A 17,025-nucleotide genomic window follows, 5' to 3' on the forward strand; every position below is an offset into this window, starting at 1 on the left:
AAGTTTACCAGAAATGTTGCAGGAGGAAGACAGGTGCAGAATGGTAAAGGGGGTGGGGTGAATCATGATGGGAATCAAGGTCGTACAACAGTTGAAGAAACGAGAGTCAAAAGTATAGAATGTCTTGATGAGCTTGATGATGGTTCCACAAATGACGGTTCAGCGTCAGAAACAAATTTCAAAAAGGGAGTTTTATACAATAAATCTTATCGATTCCGCGTCAAAGAGTACACAAACGGAGATCCTAAAAACCCCAATAATATACGGTGGGCATTAAAATATACCAATCCTGAAACAGGACAGGTTGAAGAAAATATTTTGCAGAATAAGAATTGGCGTGGGACCGAATTAAGCATCAGATTTTCTGCAACCGAATGTTGCGGAAGAGATATGGAAGTTCGTGCTTACATAGAAAATGCAGATTCTGAAGGTAAACTTCCCGTTTTTATGCATAACAGATTCAGATGGTTTGACGGTAAATTATTTGATAATGAATTACAGGCAAGAAAAAGCAATCCCAGATTAATTAATCAAAGTGCAACATCATTGTGTGGAACTGCAGCAATATTATATGTTTACGCAAAAGTAAATCCGGATATGTTTTATAATGCCTACAAAAGGTTTTTCAGAACAGGTGAGGGAGAAATTAATCAATTTAAGCTGTTACCGGACGAAGAAATTTTTGAGATGAAACCTTATAAAAGCAATGACGACTACCCTCATTTTGATAGTGGTACTCTTATTCCGCAGTCTGACTGGGTAACTTTGGTTGGAACCCGAAGTTCTGATAATAAAAGTTATACAGGGAAAGATGGTGAAGACTGGGACGCTATCAATTGGCCTTCATATATGGTAAAAGCAGCTCGGGAACTTCACGGAGCAACCGAAGTTGAAGATAAAACGCATTTCATTACGGGTCTTAATTATGCTGATACATTGCAAAGCATAGAAGCCGATTTCAATGCAGGATGGAAAATAATTCTACTGATTGATTCTGATATGCTTAATGACAGCGTAAGTATATTCGGTTCACTTACAAATTATCACTGGATTGTTTATAATGGAGGCTTGGTTATAGATGATACCACAGGTATGTACACTTTTTCATACTATTGCTGGGCAAAAGAATACAATTCCCAACAGTTCAGATCAAGAGTTTTTAATACAAATTTTTATGGATATATTAAATATAAATAAATATCTTTTAGCCATAGTGCTATCGATAAACTGTTTCATAGGATGTGCAGACCAGAAGGAGGTGAAACCAATTGTTTTAAACGACTTTAATTATTTATTTACATTACAAAATAAAACAGACACAGATGTTACCAACAGTAAAATATTTGTCACACACAAAGGGATCAAAATTGATAGCGGAAAATTCGTCATATCATCATCTCAACCTTTGATGGCATCGATCAAATTTTTTGATGGTAAAAAGACAATCAATAAAGAAGATACGATTAAAATAAATATTGGAGTGTCACAACATTTCATTACCGAAATCGAAGATAAGCCGGTCAAAAGAAAGAAAGGTTTATCCCCATTTTCATCTTCGAGTACACCATCTGTAGTCACTTTTAAAATTGATGACAAATTATATAACGATTCTGAAACTTTGATCTTAAAATAATAATAGTTTTAAATAATTTCACTAAAAATATCTCCCATAAGTTTAAAATCAGTCGTATAAATTAAGCTACATTTAATTTTAATGATTGACAAAAAAAACTTATTTTAGTTACACCAAAAATCAACGTCACAAATATTAATATCAAAAATAAATGGGAGTATTAGTAACTAATGAAACCGTAAAGCAGCTTTTTCACATAGCGCAATCTATCGCAAGAGAAAATTACAACGCAACATACGACGGTCCGCATATTTTGCAGGCTTTGATGCACAAAGATATTGGACTCAATGAATTCTTAAAAAACATTGACAAAGATCCGGGATATTTCTACGAATGGGCAGATGTAAGAATCGAAGATTATCCTAAAACCTCTCATCTTCCAAGTGAAGTAGGGGAAGGCGAATTTGTAGATCAGATTCTTGAAGAAGCCGATGATATCAGATTAAAATTAGGGTTGGACGAAATTACTCCGATCTGTATTTTAACGGCAATCGTAAAACCACAGGTTGCATTTACTTTACAGCAACTCAAATCTCTTCCTCTCAGAGAACACGAAATATTTAATTTATACCGAAAAGATACACCTTACAACTCATCTGAAAATAGTGAAATTTCTTCGCTTTTTTCAAATAGTTCAGACTATTCGGATAACTCTTTTCCTTCCATCAAAAATTATTGCATTGACAGAACTTCACAGGCAAGACAGGGAACTTTAGAAAACATTATCGGCCGGGATAAGGAACTGAGAATGTTGGTCGAAATTCTTTGTCGAAGAACCAAACCCAATGTCATTATCATCGGTGAACCCGGAGTTGGAAAAACCGCTTTGGTAGAAGGTTTCGCTACAGAAATTATCAAAGGAAATGTTCCGGAAATGCTAAAAAATGCAACGCTTTTAGAATTAGACACTGGAGCTTTACTGGCAGGAACGTCTTACAAAGGTGAAATCGAAGATCGTCTGAAAAAAGTAATCAACGAGTGCAAAAAGATTGAAAAAGCAATTCTTTTCATTGATGAAATTCATGCACTTTTAGATCCGAAAGGCAGTATCGGAAACATCGGAAATATCCTGAAACCCGAATTGGCAAGAGGCGAAATTACCGTAATCGGAGCCACAACTCAGGAAGAATACAGAAAGATAATCGAACCCGAACAGGCATTTAACCGACGTTTTGAGGTTCTTACTGTCAACGAACCGGACGAACAAACCTGTGTGAAAATGATCGATGTTCTTTTAGATGGTTACAAAATGCATCACTCAATTGAAGTGGATAAATCTGCTCTTCCGGAATGTGTACGTTTAGCGAAAAGATATGCAAAAGGTAAAAAATTACCGGATGCAGCAATTGATTTATTAGACCGAACAATGGCTGCCATCAAAATGCTTGACGAACTTTCCGAAAAAGAACTTCAGGACTGGAAAGAAAATTATGAAAATATTCTGAAAGAAGAATTTTTGGATGATAAAGATAAAGCCGACGAATTAATCTGGAATTACAATTTACTGAGAGATAAAATCAGCCCGATTTTATGGGGATCTTTGAGAGAGCAGCCACAGATTGATAACTCAATGCCGATCGAGCATCTTCAGAAAATGATTGAAGAGACTTTTACAGAATTGATAGAACACGCTTCTGTAAAAAGAGAGAAAGTAGGCAAACTCGAATTGGCGGCTGTAATGGCAGCAAAAACCAATATCCCGATTGGGAAACTTCAGGCACAGGAAAAAGAGAAACTCCTCAATATGGAATCTCTTTTACTCAACAGAGTTGTCGGTCAGGATCATGCATTGAAAGTGCTTTCAGACGCTATTGTTGAAAACCGAAGCGGATTAAACAAACCCGGACAACCCATCGGATCATTTTTCCTTCTCGGACCAACCGGAACAGGGAAAACTGAACTCGCAAAATCAATGGCAGAATTGCTTTTTAATGATGAAAAAGCGATGGTTCGTTTTGATATGTCAGAATTTAAAGAAGAACATTCTGCTGCACTATTATACGGAGCGCCTCCCGGTTACGTTGGTTACGAAGAGGGTGGAATGTTGGTCAATAAAATCCGTCAGCAACCTTATACCGTAGTTTTGTTTGATGAAATTGAAAAAGCGCATCACTCGGTTTTTGACGTGTTCTTACAAATCATGGATGAAGGAAAAGTACATGACAAACTTGGGAAAGAAGGAGATTTCAGCAATGCTTTGATTTTATTTACCTCAAATATTGGTAGCGAAGAAATTGTAAAACAATTTGAAGAAGGTACGGTTCCGGAATCATCTTCTCTGATGCAGATTATGTCAAATTCAGGCAGATTCAGACCGGAGTTTTTGGCGAGAATTACAGAGATTATTCCTTTTGCGCCGATTACAGAATCTATTGCGGAGAGAATTTTTAATATTCAGTTAAAATCACTTCACAAATCACTTCAAAGATTAGGAATGACGCTTTCTATCACCGATGAAGCGGTGAAAAATTTAGCTTTAGGGGGATTCAGTAGCAAATATGGAGCAAGACAGATTTCCGGAGTGATCAGATCTCAGTTGGCAAGACCGATCTCAAAAATGATTGTGCGGGAAGAAGTAAGATCCGGACAAACGCTTAAAGTTGACTGGAACCAAACTGATGATAAAATTGAGTGGAAAGTTGAATAAATAAGAATTAAAATATAAAAACCGGAATTCTCTAATTTTAAGTTTTTCGGCTTATAAAATGATAATGCACAAGATTTTTCAGATGAAAATTTTTACAAAAATAATGTTGCTGACTTTCTTTTTATCCTGTTTTCAAATATTTCAGGCACAGTTTCTTTCTGCAACCGATACTTCAGAAAGTAGTGTGAGAAGATATAAAAGCATCATTAATTCAAATAAAGAAATCGTTCAGTTTATAGAAAATTCTCTTGCAAGCAAAGGTCTTCCGAAACATTTGAGAAATTTAGCTTTGATTGAATCTCACTTTGACAGAAATATTACATCTCACGCAGGAGCTGTAGGAGTTTGGCAGTTTATGACCTCTCACGCCAATCAATACGGATTAACCGAGGATCGTCGTAATGATTTGTACAGAAGCACAAAAGTTGCGGTAGTTTCATTAGGAAATCTGTATAAAAAGTACAATAATTGGGTAACTGTCGTGGCAGCTTACAATTGTGGAGAAGGAAATATAGCCAAAGCTATGCAGTCTGCGAATTCAACGCAGTATCATGTTTTTTCTAAATATTTGCCGACAGAAACCATCAATCATGTAAAAAAATATTTAAATGCATGTTACGCAACAGGCGAACTGAGCAGTGTTTTAACCAATTACAATTCTTCAAGAATGAAGAAAATCTTTGATTCTCGATCAGGAATGAAGGAAGGTTCTTTTTTGTCCGAAACTGAGATCAACGCAGGTTTTAATCTAAAGATAATTGCCGAAGAATTAAGAGTAAGTGTAAGTGAAATTCTATCCTGGAATCCCGGAATTGAAGAAGAGCTTCAGACTACCGGTGAAAGTACATTTTATCTCCCGACAGATTTGATGCCCGATTTTCTGTTGAGAAAAAATATAATTCTTTCCCGTTCTGTAAAAGAAGGAACAAAATAATGTTTTAAGTCTAAAACGAAAAAGACTTCTCCGGTAAAGAGAAGTCTTTTTTTATTTAATTAAATGGTTTTAGTTTACCAAAAATTTCAAACTTGTTTCATTAAGTTTTAGAATATAAATTCCTTGTGGTAAATTTTTTATCTTGATTGATTTTCCGTTTTTAAAAGGTTGACTGATGGTTTGCATTACTTTTCCCTGCAAATTATAAATTTCAGCTTTTTGAATATTTTCAGTTTCTCCTTTCACGAAAATTTCATTATTTAAAATTGGATTTGGATAAACCTGTAATTCTTTGACTTCGGTGTTTTCTAACGAAGATATGCTTTGTCTTGCGCTTCCAGCAGAGCAAGTCCAGATCAGGTTATCAATAGCCACTCTGTTGCTTGATGAATTATTGACCAATGTCAAAACTACATTTCCTGAAACATTGATATTATTAATCGTTGTTGTAGTCGCAGTCGTACTGTATGGGATTGTTCCCACATTCACACCGTTGACAAGCACATTAAAAGTTCCGTTGGTTCCGCTGAATTTCAATTGTGTAGTTACGGTTAAAGAAGTAATTCCGTTACTGAAACTACTAGATTTTAACGAACCATATCTTACTGTGATTGCTTTATTGGAAATAGTCTGATCACTTCTTGAATCTGTTGCTGTCCAGGTAATTCCTCCGTTTGTCCATGTTTTTGTGGTGTAAGATGATGCGCTTGAAGTTGGAATTGTTTCAAATGTTTCATTCACACAATTTGTTGAAGGTGTTGTTCCTGAATTCGTAGTTGCTGAAACTGTTGAGCTATTGGCAGAAGTATTTCCAGCAGCGTCTTTAGCTTTTATATAAAAACTATAGGTTGTTGAAGAATTCAGACCTGTAACGGTTGTCGATGTTGAAGTTACGTTAGATTTTAAGCTTCCGTTTATATAAACATCATACGAAGTTACGGCTACATTGTCGGTTGATGCATTCCAGGTTAACGAAATACTGTTGGCTGTTTTTGAAGGAATTGCGAGGTTGGTTACCGTAGTCGGCGCTTGTGTATCTTGCGTCGGAGTCTGAGATCCCCAAATTTGATTGACATAATTTGGATTGTCGATAAATGGATTTCTGTTTCCCTGAAAAGTGTAAGAAGCGTTGTTTCTGGTAATTTCGGCCTGCGAAACCGGATCTTGATTGTGCCACGCCAAAAGTACATTCAGCTCCCAAGTCTGTAGTCCCGGAAAAGCGGAGCTTCCAAGCATATTTCCTGAGGAAAAAGAAGATAATTGACTTTGATAACGGGTCACAAAGTAGAAAACCATTCTTGCCACATCTCCTTTAAATTCATCGATCGGCTCAAAAACCGTTCCCGAAAAACCTGAAGAGGTTGAGCTTCCCAGTTTTGATCCGTTTTGAGAAGTGAAAGTTGTACTTCCTACTTTCCCGAATGGATAGTTTGATCGCATTCCGTTTACTTTTCCATCTGTCGCTCTTATGAAATGAATGTCATTTCTCATCGGAGAAGCTTCATTAAATAAACTTTGAGGCACGATGTGTTCACGATTGTAGCAATTTCCTTCTGTAGAGTACGTTCCGCACTGATCACTTACCGGACTGAAATTGTAAGGATCGCTAGAAGTTGATCTTTCAGAATAAATATCTAAAATAGAGCCGTCGTTCTCGTAATTTTTATCAATGTCTGTGGTTTTATAGGCAGTCCAGAGACCATTGTAACCTTTGTCCTGATGTCCGTTGGTAATTATTGAGCTTAGTGCGCTTTTCAAAGCTGCTCCCGAAAGTCCGTTTGCCGAAGAATAATAACCGGACGGAGCCTGTGCATTCACAAGCTGAGCGAATAAAAGAGATAATAATAGTTTTTTCATGTTAACAGATTTAATCTAAGATAATCATAATTTTAACAATATAAAATTACAGGATCGTTAAATTTATTATATGAAGTATGAATTTTTATTAATGACTAAAATAGTTTTTTAATAATTTATTTTTTAAAATAAACGGATTTGATTTGGGTGATCCTTTTTTTTGATTTTAATTTAATTAAAACCTATTATCAAATAATTATTAATTGATAAATATCATAGATTTTTCTAAAATAGCAATAGTAAAAAGATTTATTTTTGTGATTATTATTTTTATTTAGAATGATTAAAAATTTATCTTTGAAGCTTTTTGTAAGCTTATCAATCGCAGGTTGTATATCAACTTATGGACAATGTACTCCGGTAAGTGAGTTTTCGGAAAATTTCGACACTTTGTCGTGCTGTAATATGGGAGTTGTTCCCGCATGTTGGAACAGTATCGTAACTCAGGGTGGTAATCAGATTATCTCAAGCACATCTCCGGCTTCTGCACCCAGTAATATTTATCAGAATGGGTATAACAAAGTGTCGATCGTCATCTTGCCACCATTGAGCAATGTCAATGCAGGAACGCATCATTTCAGATTCAAGGCGAGAGCCAACGGAGGACCGGGTCTTTTAGAATTTGGATATATGACTGATGTAAATGATGCAGCTACTTTTGCAGTCCTGCAATCGATTACTATTACCAACAGTACCTATGACAATACATCAGAACGAATTTTAGATGTGCCGACTACTGTTCCGGCAAACGCAAGATTAGCAATAAGAAATCCGGGAACAACTTGGGCAGGGCATTATTGGGATGACGCAATTTGGGAACCCAAATCAAATTTAAGCACTGATGAAACAAAAATAAACGAGGTTAAGATTTACCCAAACCCATTTAAAGATGTTATTAAAGTTTCAAGTGTAAAAAATGCTGAAGTTTTAAAAGTAACTGATGTTTCAGGAAGAGTAGTGAAAACAATCATAAAGCCGTCTTCAGAAATCAATTTAAGTGATTTGAAATCAGGAGTTTATTTTTTGACGATTCAATCAAAAGATGAGAAAACTCAATCATTTAAAGTGATTAAAGAATAAAAATATTTTAGTAAATATTTTTATAAATAAAAAGTCAATACACAGTGTATTGACTTTTATATTTAAATCTTTTAAGATCATTATTTTTTCATTCCCGGAGGATAGTTTGCCATAATTTCTGCTACGATCTGAGGAATTTGCTTTTGTTTAGCCTGCGGTCTGTCTACAGAAATTCCGCTTCCGATGCCTTGCCAAACCAGTTTGTTGGTTTTAGAATCGATCAAATCTACTATGATTGCGCCTTCATTATAATTGCTAGACCATGTTCTGTTCATGCCGATTCCCCATCCGAATCCGCCTCCCCATCCCCACATTCCACCGGGATTTGAGGTAGTAATATCGGTGATTTTTTTGTGATTGGCTTTCACATTAACGATCAGATCAGGGTTTTCACCGGATTGAAGACCTTTCGTCTGTAATTGCTTAGACAATTCGTTCAAAACTCTGTCTTTATCAATATCATTCAGTTTCAGATCATCAATTCTTATTTTATAAGTTTTATAAGAAGTGAAATTTGCAGTTTCTGCATAATCTGAACGTACTTTAAAAGGACTGCAAGAAGATAAACCCAAGGTTGCTGCCAGCAAAATAAAAATATATTTCTTCATTTTATTGATTTTTTTTATTAATTTTTATAAATGTATCTGTCTTTTTATCGTATCCGTACGGACAATGTTTACAGCCGCTTTTGCAGCAATATCCACGTTTGAGGTGGAATTTTTCTGTAAAAACCTTATAACCCTGCTCATTGTAGTAAAAGTCTTCATGTTCTTTGATGTCAAAATGTGCCATAAGTTAAATCAAAACTTTTATATTTGTTATCATGATAATTGTGTGCCAAAAGCTCCTCAAAAATACAAAAATAAACGGCATTACGCTTTATCCTTTTATATTCATTAAAAAACCTGAAGATAAGAGAAATAGAGTGCTTATCAACCACGAAAAAATCCATCTGAGACAGCAGTTGGAGCTGTTGATTATTTTCTTTTATCTGGCATATGTTGCAGAATATTATTATCATTTTTTCAGATTAAAAAATCCTCACAAAGCTTATCTCGCCATCTCCTTTGAAAGAGAAGCTTACGCAAATGAGCACGATCTGAATTATCTTAAAAAAAGAAAATTCTTGGGATTTTGGAAATATTTAAGAAGATAAATCAACATCATTTTTGTCATTCCGGAAGAATCTAAACAATTTTTATTAACTCCGCTTAGATTCTTCCGGAATGACAAACTGTATGAATAATTAAAAGTATACTATTTTAAAAAAGATGCTATTACAAGTCCCGACAGAAAATATTCCAATTCAGGAAATTAAGATTAATAAAAATGTAAGACTATTTATTAAGAGGGAAGATCTTATTCATCCCGAAATTTCAGGAAATAAATACTGGAAACTGTTTTTTAATATCAATCATTATCTTGAAAGTCAACCCGAAAATCCTTTAATCATTACATTTGGAGGAGCTTTTTCCAATCATATTTCAGCAGTTTCAGCGTTAGGAAAACTATCAGAAATTCCAACTTTGGGAATTATCAGAGGTGAAGAGCTGGAACAAAAATGGAAAGATAACCCAACATTGGTTTTTGCAAAGCGAAACGGCATGAATCTCAAATTTGTTACCCGTGAAGAATATCGTCATAAGGAAAAACTGACCGAATTTTTGCAGCATGAATTTCCGGATGCGTTGATCATTCCTGAAGGCGGAACAAATGAAAAGGCAGTTCAAGGCATTAAAATGATGCTGAATAACGATACAAAAGATTTTGATTATCTTTGCACAGCAGTTGGAACAGGAGGTACGATTTCCGGAATTTCAGAGTTTTGTGAAGATAATCAGAACGTTATAGGTTTTAAAGTTGTTGATGACTCATCTTTACATGATAGAATTTTAAAATTAACCTCAAAAAGAAATTTCTATCTAACTGATGCCGTTTTTGGTGGTTACGGGAAAATAAATGATGATACCATTCGTTTTATTAATGATTTTAAAGCGAAATATGATATTCCTCTAGACCCGATTTATACAGGGAAAATGATGCAGAAGGTTTTTCAAATGATCGATGAAAATTATTTTCCTGATGGAAGTAAAATTCTGTGTTTTCATACAGGAGGATTACAGGGAATTGAAGGAGCTAATTTGCTTTTAGAAAAACAAAATAGAGATTTAATCAGATAAATTTAAATATGAAACAGTCATTTAATTTATTAATAAATAATTTTATGAGTGTTCATTTAATAGTTCTAAAAAAATAAAAAAAATGAAAAGACTTTTCTTACTAATAAGCCTTTTAGTTTTATCAAAATTCTCAGCTCAGACCTGGGCGACTGAAGATCAATATATCCAGAAATTTGCGCAATACGCCGTTGAAGAAATGGAAAAGTATAAAATTCCGGCTTCTATTACGCTTGCACAGGGGCTTTTGGAAACTGGTGGCGGACAAAGCCGATTGGCCCAGGAAGGTAAAAATCATTTCGGAATAAAATGTAAAGAAGACTGGACCGGAAAAACAATGAAGCACACCGATGATGCTCCTAATGAGTGTTTCCGTGTGTATGATGATCCGAAACAATCTTATGAAGATCATTCGATATTTTTAGCAACCCGAAAATATTACACGAATCTCTTCAATCTGGATATGAAAGACTACAAAGCATGGGCTCACGGTCTGAAAAAAGCGGGTTACGCAACAAATCCTCGTTATGCATCAATTCTGATCAGTAAAATCGAAAAGTACAAATTGTATGAGTTTGATGAAGTAAATTCTAAAGAAGTACTCTATGCAGTTCTGAGAAAATATCCTGATTTGAAAGACGACCGTACTTTCATGGCAAGTCTGCAGCCCTCAAAAACTCAAAGGAAAGAACCGGTAACTGTGAAAGTGCCGTATAAACCGACTTCATATGCTCAGCAACAGAAAAGGGTAGAGCGAATAAAATCAAAAGCAGAAATCCTCAATTCCATTTTAATTAAAAGCCATCCGAATGGTGGTTTAAAATACGTGGTAATTCCTGAGGACACTAATGTTCAGTTTATTGCCAATAAATTTAAAATCAGCGACAGCAAATTGATCAAATGGAATGATTTGCAGTCTGATGTTCTGAAAAAAGACGATATCGTATTTTTAGAATCGAAAAATTCTGAAGGAAATACACCGACTTACAAAGCAGAATTTGGTGAAGATATGCATGACATTGCACAAAAATTCGGTGTGAAACTCAACAAATTATACGCAAAAAACAGAATGGATGAGGGACAGAAACCTTCTGCCGGACAATTAATCTACCTTATTGATAAAAAACCCAGAAACTAAATTGGTTTTCAGTTTTTAGTTCATGGTTGTTGGTTAATACCGATAACTATTTGCTGCGAACTGTCAACTAACAACGATCAACTTACTATAATGAGATACCAGAGAAGTTCAGCTTTATTTGAAGAAGCTTACAAATATATTCCGGGAGGTGTGAATTCTCCTGTACGTGCCTTTAAATCTGTAGGCGGAGTGCCTGTTTTTATGAAATCTGCAAAAGGCGCATATCTTACGGATGCTGATGATAATACTTATATCGACTACATCAATTCATGGGGACCTGCGATTTTAGGACATACTCATCCGGAAGTTTTAGAGGAATTAAAAATTCAGGCGGAGAAAGGTTTTTCTTTTGGTGCTCCGACAGAGCTTGAAACGGAGATAGCAAAATTCATTACAGAAAACGTTCCGAATATCGATCAGATAAGAATGGTTTCTTCCGGTACCGAAGCGTGTATGAGTGCAGTAAGATTGGCAAGAGGTTTTACCGGAAGAGATAAAATTGTGAAATTTGAAGGCTGTTATCATGGGCATTCAGATTCATTTCTGATTAAAGCGGGTAGTGGTGCGGCAACCTTTGGAAACCCAAATTCTCCGGGAGTAACTTCGGGAACGGCAAAAGATACTTTGCTGGCAAGATATAATAATTTTGAGCAGGTTCAGGATTTGTTCAGACACAATGAGGGTGAAATTGCTGCGGTTATTATTGAGCCGGTTGCCGGAAATATGGGTTGTGTTTTACCGGAAAATAATTTCCTTCAAAATTTAAGAAAGATTTGCGATGAAAACGGAGCTTTGTTGATTTTTGATGAAGTGATGACAGGTTTCAGATTAGCATTTGGCGGAGCTCAGGAATTGTACAATGTAAAGGCAGATTTGGTAACGTATGGAAAGGTAATCGGTGGTGGTTTGCCAGTCGGTGCTTTTGCAGGAAGAAACGAAATTATGGATCATCTTGCTCCAAAAGGTGCAGTTTACCAAGCCGGAACATTAAGCGGAAATCCTTTAGCAATGAGAGCAGGTTTAAAAACGCTGCAACTCATTAAAAATGATGAAAATTTCTTTAATAATCTTAATAAAACGACTGAAACCTTAGATTTTGAAATCGGAAAAATTTTGAATGAAAAAGGAATTGCCCACAAGATCAACAGAAAGGGATCAATGATGTCGGTGTTTTTTCATATCAACAGGGTTTCAAATTTTGATGAGGCTCAACAGGCGAATCATTCTTTATTCAATAATTTCTTCCATCAGATGCTGACCAACGGAATTTATCTTCCGCCAAGTGGTTATGAAACGTATTTTATCAGTAATGCCATTAAAGATAAAGAGATTGATATGACACTGGAAGCCGTGAGAAAATTTGAGTATTCTTAAGATTAACTACATACAAAATAGAAAAGACAAGATTTATTTCTTGTCTTTTTTGGTTAAAAATTAAAATTCTATAAATTATAAAAATAAGCAGAGTATTTGTCATTCCGTAGGAATCTCAATAGTCTGAATTTGTTACTTAAATTCTTACGGAATAACAACATTACTCTTATAAATGTAAAAACTATATTAGGATCAAATTTTTCAACAAATTTTCTAAATTCAGACAAAATAAAAATCCCTCAGGAAATTTTCCTGAGGGATTCAATTTAATATGAAGAAACTAATTACTTGAATTTTATAATCCAGCCCATCCGTTTGCCCAAGTTGGTGTAGATGTACCACTTCCAGCTCCTGTAGCAGAAGTATTTTCGGTATAAGTATTTGCTAAGACAGTGATTGTAGGTCCTGTTAATGGTCCTGATCCATCAGGATCGTTTCCTTTTGCAGAAGCTTTGTTAGTTACAGCGTCAAATTTTATGTTGGTGATTTTATTAGCGCCATTAAAATAAGTAACAGAAGCGTTGTTTTCTACGTTTATACCTGTAGTCCAGTTAGATAAAACAATATTATCAAATGTTCCATATGTACCCACTCTCAATTTTAAACCATCTGCTTCACCTGTAGTTCCACCTATGAACGTTGCATTTTTGATGGTAGGGTTTGATCTTGGGTTTGCGTCATTATCATTAGAGTTGTTATCAGCTTCAATACCTCTGTTTCCAACACCGTTTGCTCTTCTCTTTGTGTAAACATTAGTAGCGGTTCCGTTCCAGCCTTCAGTCCAGTCAAAAGCATCATCTTCGTTAGCAACAGAAACAATGTTTGATACATTTACAGTTCCTCCGAAAAATTCGATACCGTCATCAGATCCGTTGATCATAGAAACATTGTCGATTGTAGTACCGTTACCAACAGCGAAAAGAGACAAACCATTGAATTCTTTATCAGCAGTAAAGATAGCACCTGCATATTCAATTCTTACATACTTTAAGATTCCGGAGTTGTCAGCAGCATTTGTTCCTCCGTAAGTAGCATTACCTACTTCGGCAGTAGCTGTAGTTCCTTTGTTGATAGGTGCTTTTCCACAAATTACCAAACCTCCCCAGCTTCCGGGCGTAGCAGCAGGTGAAGTAAATACAACTGGAGAAGCAGCTGTTCCATTTGCGTAGATTTTGCCATCCTGCTCAATTGTAATATATGCAGAAGTACCACCAGTAGCCTCAATTCTTGTTCCGGCAGGAATTACTAAAGTACCGCCAGCTTTTACCGCTACAGCTCCTGTAAGTTTATATACTTTTGAAGGATCTAAAGTCACTGTTTCACCAGATTTTACTTCACCTTTAAAGTTGTTTGGGTCAGAAGCAATACCGGTTGAGATGATTTCTTCGTCATCATTATCACTACAAGAGTGGAATACTACTGCTGTAGTAGACATTACGAATACAGCAGCTAATAATTTTAAAGTGTTCTTTTTCATTTTACAATATTTTTTTTAATTTATTTTAATTTTTAGAATTCATAAGAAACGCTTGCGCCTATACCTGTTCCTCTTTTGTATTTTTTAGATATAAGTTCACTTCCGGTAAGTGGGTTTTCCTGTACTCTTTGGAAGTATGGATTGATTAAATTTCGTCCGGATAAAGAAATTCCGATTCCGCTGCGTAATTTGAATTTAAGTGTTGCATCAAGGGTGCTGAATGCTTTATCGACCATATTTCCTCTGTTTTGGAAACCTAATGCATAGATATTATCTGAAATATAAGAATACGATACTACAAAGTCCATTGTATTTCTGTCTCCCCATTTATGCTCAACACCTATATTTGCATTAGCAAGGAATTCTGATGCTCCCTGTAATTTATCTTTATCTTTAATGAAAGAAGCTGAGAATCCTGATCCCTGGTTTTCTTTTATAATTTTGTCATTATCAAGATCCTGCTCAGTATTAAGATATGTTCCGTTTAGGAAAGTATAAAATCTTGTTTTTCCGGAATCGTAGATGTCTTTTCTTACTTCTGCTTCCAAACCAAACACTCTTCCCGTATCACCAACGTTCATGAAAGACACAGAGTTTGATGAGGAGTTTATCGTAGTTCTGGCAAGCGGATTCTGAATATATTTAGCAAAAGCCGTTAATGATATCAGCTCGTTTTTCTTAGGAAACCATTCCCACTTCAGATCTACATTGTAGTTGTCTGATGGATAGTTTGAAACATTACCAATTGTACTTTCATCTACATCTACATATTCGAAAGGTGCTGTTTCAAGCAAAAGTGGAGTTGTATAAGTTTTAGAACCTGCTAATCTCAGATTATGCTTATCATTTAAGCTATATTTTAAATTAAATGCAGGTAATATTTTGTTATAATCTCTGTTAATCTTTCCTTGTAGAATTGCAGTATTGTAAGTTAATTTCTGCATCAGATTCTCATATCTTGCACCTAATTGAGCTGTAAATTTATCGCTAAATTTATAATCAACATTTACATACCCTGCATTATTGGTCATTTCAGATGTAAAAGTCTGCGGAGTTAATGCTGTTTCAGGATTATATTTGATATCCCCTCTGAAAGTTACAATATCAAATAAAGCACCAGTCTGATAATTCCCTAAATTGAAGAAAGAATCATAATTGTTCGGATCTACAAAATAGGTTCCTTGAGCAGGTAAGATTCTGAAGTTGTATTGTGTTGCTTTGAAGTCAGTGTCTTTATATCTACCACTGTATCCTAAAGTGATTTTTGCTTTTTCGCCTAACTTATAATCTGCATGTAGATCACCTACGAAGTCATTTTCTAAAAGCTGATCATAATATCTGTTGTTTGCACCAGGGTTTGAGCTGGCAAAAAAACTGTAGTTCTGTAGTTTATCAAATACAGTTACGTTATCTTGTCTGTCTGGTCTTCTGCTGTCTAACCTATTATAACCGATGTTCCAAGAAATTTTTAAAGGTTCAGATACAGTATGCTCGCCTCTCAATTGATTTGCAATCAAATCGTTAATACGATAAGTAGCTCTTCTTTGTTGTGTCACAAATCTTTCCTGTGAGGGGTCATTGTCATAATAGTCTCTATTATAACCTGCGTAATTTCCTAGTTTTTGTTCACTGGTGTGAATATAGTTGGAAGATAAATTAATGTTGTTATTACCATTAATTTTATAATTAATATTTACTACCCCTGTTGAGTTGGTTGTATACTTATATTCTTCAGCATTATTGTAAATTCTCAATGCATTATCCTGACCGTCATAAGCTCCGCCGGTAGTTCCTTTGAAATACTCGTAGCTATTGTCAAAGCCTCCATATCCAAAAATACTTAATCTCCCCTGATCACCGATTTTAAAATTGGTTCCGAAGTCAAAACTTAGAGAAGAGTTGAATGGATTGTTAACTTCCTGATTTTTCCAAGATGTTTTGAAAACATATCCCTGATTTACAATTGCATTTTTAGAAGGCTGATCAATTTTTGTGAAACCAAAATATTCAGGTCCGTCTTGTAAGAAAAAATTATTTTTATTGATAGCATTAAAGTTAACTGAAGATCCTAAGTTGATCTTAAAATATGGCTTTCCGCTATAGACTTTAGTTACAATATCTACGTTAGCTCCAGACATATCACCCCAAAGTTTAGGATTATAAACTTTTTCTAATCCTACAAAATCGATCATATCAGTCTTGATAATACTTAGATCGATATTTTTGAATAAAGGATCGTTTGATGGAACCTGTAGCCCGTTGATGGTTGTAGAGTTGTTACGGTCACCAAGACCACGAATGAAAATTTGTCCGCTGCCTTCCTGTTTTTGTGATCCTGTAGCTTTGGTAACTGCTACAGAAACGTCACCTACACCTTGCTTTTCAAGCTGTACAGAGCCAACTCTTTCAATAACTTCTACAGATTTTCTCTGTACACTTATGATATTTGCCTCACCTCCCTTTTTTGTGGTACCTTGAATGATAACACCTTCAATCTTTTTTTCTTTTTTTACGGTATCATTTTTCTCTTGAGCGTAAAATAAAGTTCCGGATGTAGTAAGGAACAAAACAGCGATACTCAGTTTTCTAAAATTCATTTCTTTTTTACTAATTACTTTCGGTGCAAAGGAATAAAAGATTAGAGGTTTATCTGGTTTAGTTAATTTTAAATTTTTCTTAACTAAATATTACGAAATACCCTTTAATAT

Annotated in this window: 14 protein-coding genes; 9 read left to right on the forward strand and 5 right to left on the reverse strand. The window is 35.1% G+C overall.

Going from position 1 to position 17,025, the window contains the following annotated elements:
- The 4 genes from AC4FQ5_RS11515 to AC4FQ5_RS11530 all read left to right on the forward strand — a co-directional run.
- Positions 1-1,197 (forward strand): hypothetical protein (locus tag AC4FQ5_RS11515; RefSeq protein WP_491143429.1); only part of this gene is annotated, 1,197 nt, incomplete at its 5' end.
- On the forward strand, positions 1,175-1,633 hold the full coding sequence (locus AC4FQ5_RS11520; RefSeq protein ID WP_491143431.1) for a hypothetical protein: 459 nt from the start codon (positions 1,175-1,177) through the stop codon (positions 1,631-1,633). The genes AC4FQ5_RS11515 and AC4FQ5_RS11520, both read left to right, overlap by 23 nt.
- A 151-nt stretch (positions 1,634-1,784) precedes the next feature.
- Entirely contained in the window at positions 1,785-4,280 is a 2,496-nt protein-coding gene (locus tag AC4FQ5_RS11525) for an ATP-dependent Clp protease ATP-binding subunit (protein WP_491143433.1), read from the forward strand.
- 82 nt (positions 4,281-4,362) lie between these two features.
- The gene (locus AC4FQ5_RS11530; RefSeq protein WP_491143435.1) at positions 4,363-5,214 is read left to right on the forward strand and encodes a lytic transglycosylase domain-containing protein; all 852 of its coding nucleotides are present in this window, start codon (positions 4,363-4,365) and stop codon (positions 5,212-5,214) included.
- A 69-nt stretch (positions 5,215-5,283) separates the two neighbouring features.
- Here the strand turns inward: AC4FQ5_RS11530 and AC4FQ5_RS11535 are convergent, their stop codons facing one another.
- A complete protein-coding gene (locus AC4FQ5_RS11535) occupies positions 5,284-7,071 on the reverse strand; it encodes an endonuclease (protein ID WP_491143437.1) in 1,788 nt (595 codons plus the stop codon).
- 297 nt (positions 7,072-7,368) lie between these two features.
- Between AC4FQ5_RS11535 and AC4FQ5_RS11540 the strand changes: the two genes are divergently transcribed.
- Complete coding sequence (locus tag AC4FQ5_RS11540; RefSeq protein ID WP_491143439.1) at positions 7,369-8,151, forward strand: T9SS type A sorting domain-containing protein; 783 nt, start codon at positions 7,369-7,371, stop codon at positions 8,149-8,151.
- A gap of 80 nt (positions 8,152-8,231) precedes the next feature.
- Here AC4FQ5_RS11540 and AC4FQ5_RS11545 read toward each other — a convergent pair whose 3' ends face one another.
- Together AC4FQ5_RS11545 and AC4FQ5_RS11550 are read right to left on the reverse strand one after the other, a co-directional pair.
- Positions 8,232-8,759, reverse strand: coding sequence for a DUF4136 domain-containing protein (locus tag AC4FQ5_RS11545; RefSeq protein WP_491143441.1), 528 nt, complete (start codon positions 8,757-8,759; stop codon positions 8,232-8,234).
- A 1-nt stretch (position 8,760) separates the two neighbouring features.
- A complete protein-coding gene (locus AC4FQ5_RS11550; protein ID WP_491143443.1) occupies positions 8,761-8,943 on the reverse strand; it encodes a C1orf53 family protein in 183 nt (60 codons plus the stop codon).
- Between the two features lie 31 nt (positions 8,944-8,974).
- Between AC4FQ5_RS11550 and AC4FQ5_RS11555 the strand changes: the two genes are divergently transcribed.
- The 4 genes from AC4FQ5_RS11555 (at position 8,975) to hemL (ending at position 12,840) form a co-directional block, all read left to right on the forward strand.
- Positions 8,975-9,307, forward strand: coding sequence for a hypothetical protein (locus tag AC4FQ5_RS11555; RefSeq protein ID WP_491143445.1), 333 nt, complete (start codon positions 8,975-8,977; stop codon positions 9,305-9,307).
- 115 nt (positions 9,308-9,422) lie between these two features.
- Entirely contained in the window at positions 9,423-10,331 is a 909-nt protein-coding gene (locus AC4FQ5_RS11560) for a 1-aminocyclopropane-1-carboxylate deaminase/D-cysteine desulfhydrase (RefSeq protein WP_491143447.1), read from the forward strand.
- 82 nt (positions 10,332-10,413) lie between these two features.
- The gene (locus AC4FQ5_RS11565; protein ID WP_491143449.1) at positions 10,414-11,466 is read left to right on the forward strand and encodes a glucosaminidase domain-containing protein; all 1,053 of its coding nucleotides are present in this window, start codon (positions 10,414-10,416) and stop codon (positions 11,464-11,466) included.
- Positions 11,467-11,556: 90 nt separating this feature from the next.
- Positions 11,557-12,840 (forward strand): glutamate-1-semialdehyde 2,1-aminomutase, encoded by a 1,284-nt coding sequence (gene hemL, locus AC4FQ5_RS11570; RefSeq protein ID WP_491143451.1) that lies wholly within the window; start codon positions 11,557-11,559, stop codon positions 12,838-12,840.
- A 295-nt stretch (positions 12,841-13,135) separates the two neighbouring features.
- On the opposite strand, the gene AC4FQ5_RS11575 is transcribed toward hemL, so the two are convergent.
- A complete protein-coding gene (locus AC4FQ5_RS11575) occupies positions 13,136-14,317 on the reverse strand; it encodes a beta-helix domain-containing protein (RefSeq protein WP_491143453.1) in 1,182 nt (393 codons plus the stop codon).
- Between the two features lie 32 nt (positions 14,318-14,349).
- Entirely contained in the window at positions 14,350-16,914 is a 2,565-nt protein-coding gene (locus tag AC4FQ5_RS11580; protein ID WP_491143455.1) for a TonB-dependent receptor domain-containing protein, read from the reverse strand.
- Positions 16,915-17,025: the final 111 nt, after the last annotated feature.

This window comes from Chryseobacterium sp. DT-167 (genome assembly GCF_058310155.1).

Bases quoted from the DNA above. Each gene is read 5' to 3' on its own strand.
- AC4FQ5_RS11520 (WP_491143431.1), top strand. From the start codon at position 1,175: ATGGATATATTAAATATAAATAAATATCTTTTAGCCATAGTGCTATCG.
- AC4FQ5_RS11525 (WP_491143433.1), top strand. From the start codon at position 1,785: ATGGGAGTATTAGTAACTAATGAAACCGTAAAGCAGCTTTTTCACATA.
- AC4FQ5_RS11530 (WP_491143435.1), top strand. From the start codon at position 4,363: ATGAAAATTTTTACAAAAATAATGTTGCTGACTTTCTTTTTATCCTGT.
- AC4FQ5_RS11535 (WP_491143437.1), bottom strand. From the start codon at position 7,071: ATGAAAAAACTATTATTATCTCTTTTATTCGCTCAGCTTGTGAATGCA.
- AC4FQ5_RS11545 (WP_491143441.1), bottom strand. From the start codon at position 8,759: ATGAAGAAATATATTTTTATTTTGCTGGCAGCAACCTTGGGTTTATCT.
- AC4FQ5_RS11550 (WP_491143443.1), bottom strand. From the start codon at position 8,943: ATGGCACATTTTGACATCAAAGAACATGAAGACTTTTACTACAATGAG.
- AC4FQ5_RS11555 (WP_491143445.1), top strand. From the start codon at position 8,975: ATGATAATTGTGTGCCAAAAGCTCCTCAAAAATACAAAAATAAACGGC.
- AC4FQ5_RS11560 (WP_491143447.1), top strand. From the start codon at position 9,423: ATGCTATTACAAGTCCCGACAGAAAATATTCCAATTCAGGAAATTAAG.
- AC4FQ5_RS11565 (WP_491143449.1), top strand. From the start codon at position 10,414: ATGAAAAGACTTTTCTTACTAATAAGCCTTTTAGTTTTATCAAAATTC.
- hemL (WP_491143451.1), top strand. From the start codon at position 11,557: ATGAGATACCAGAGAAGTTCAGCTTTATTTGAAGAAGCTTACAAATAT.
- AC4FQ5_RS11575 (WP_491143453.1), bottom strand. From the start codon at position 14,317: ATGAAAAAGAACACTTTAAAATTATTAGCTGCTGTATTCGTAATGTCT.
- AC4FQ5_RS11580 (WP_491143455.1), bottom strand. From the start codon at position 16,914: ATGAATTTTAGAAAACTGAGTATCGCTGTTTTGTTCCTTACTACATCC.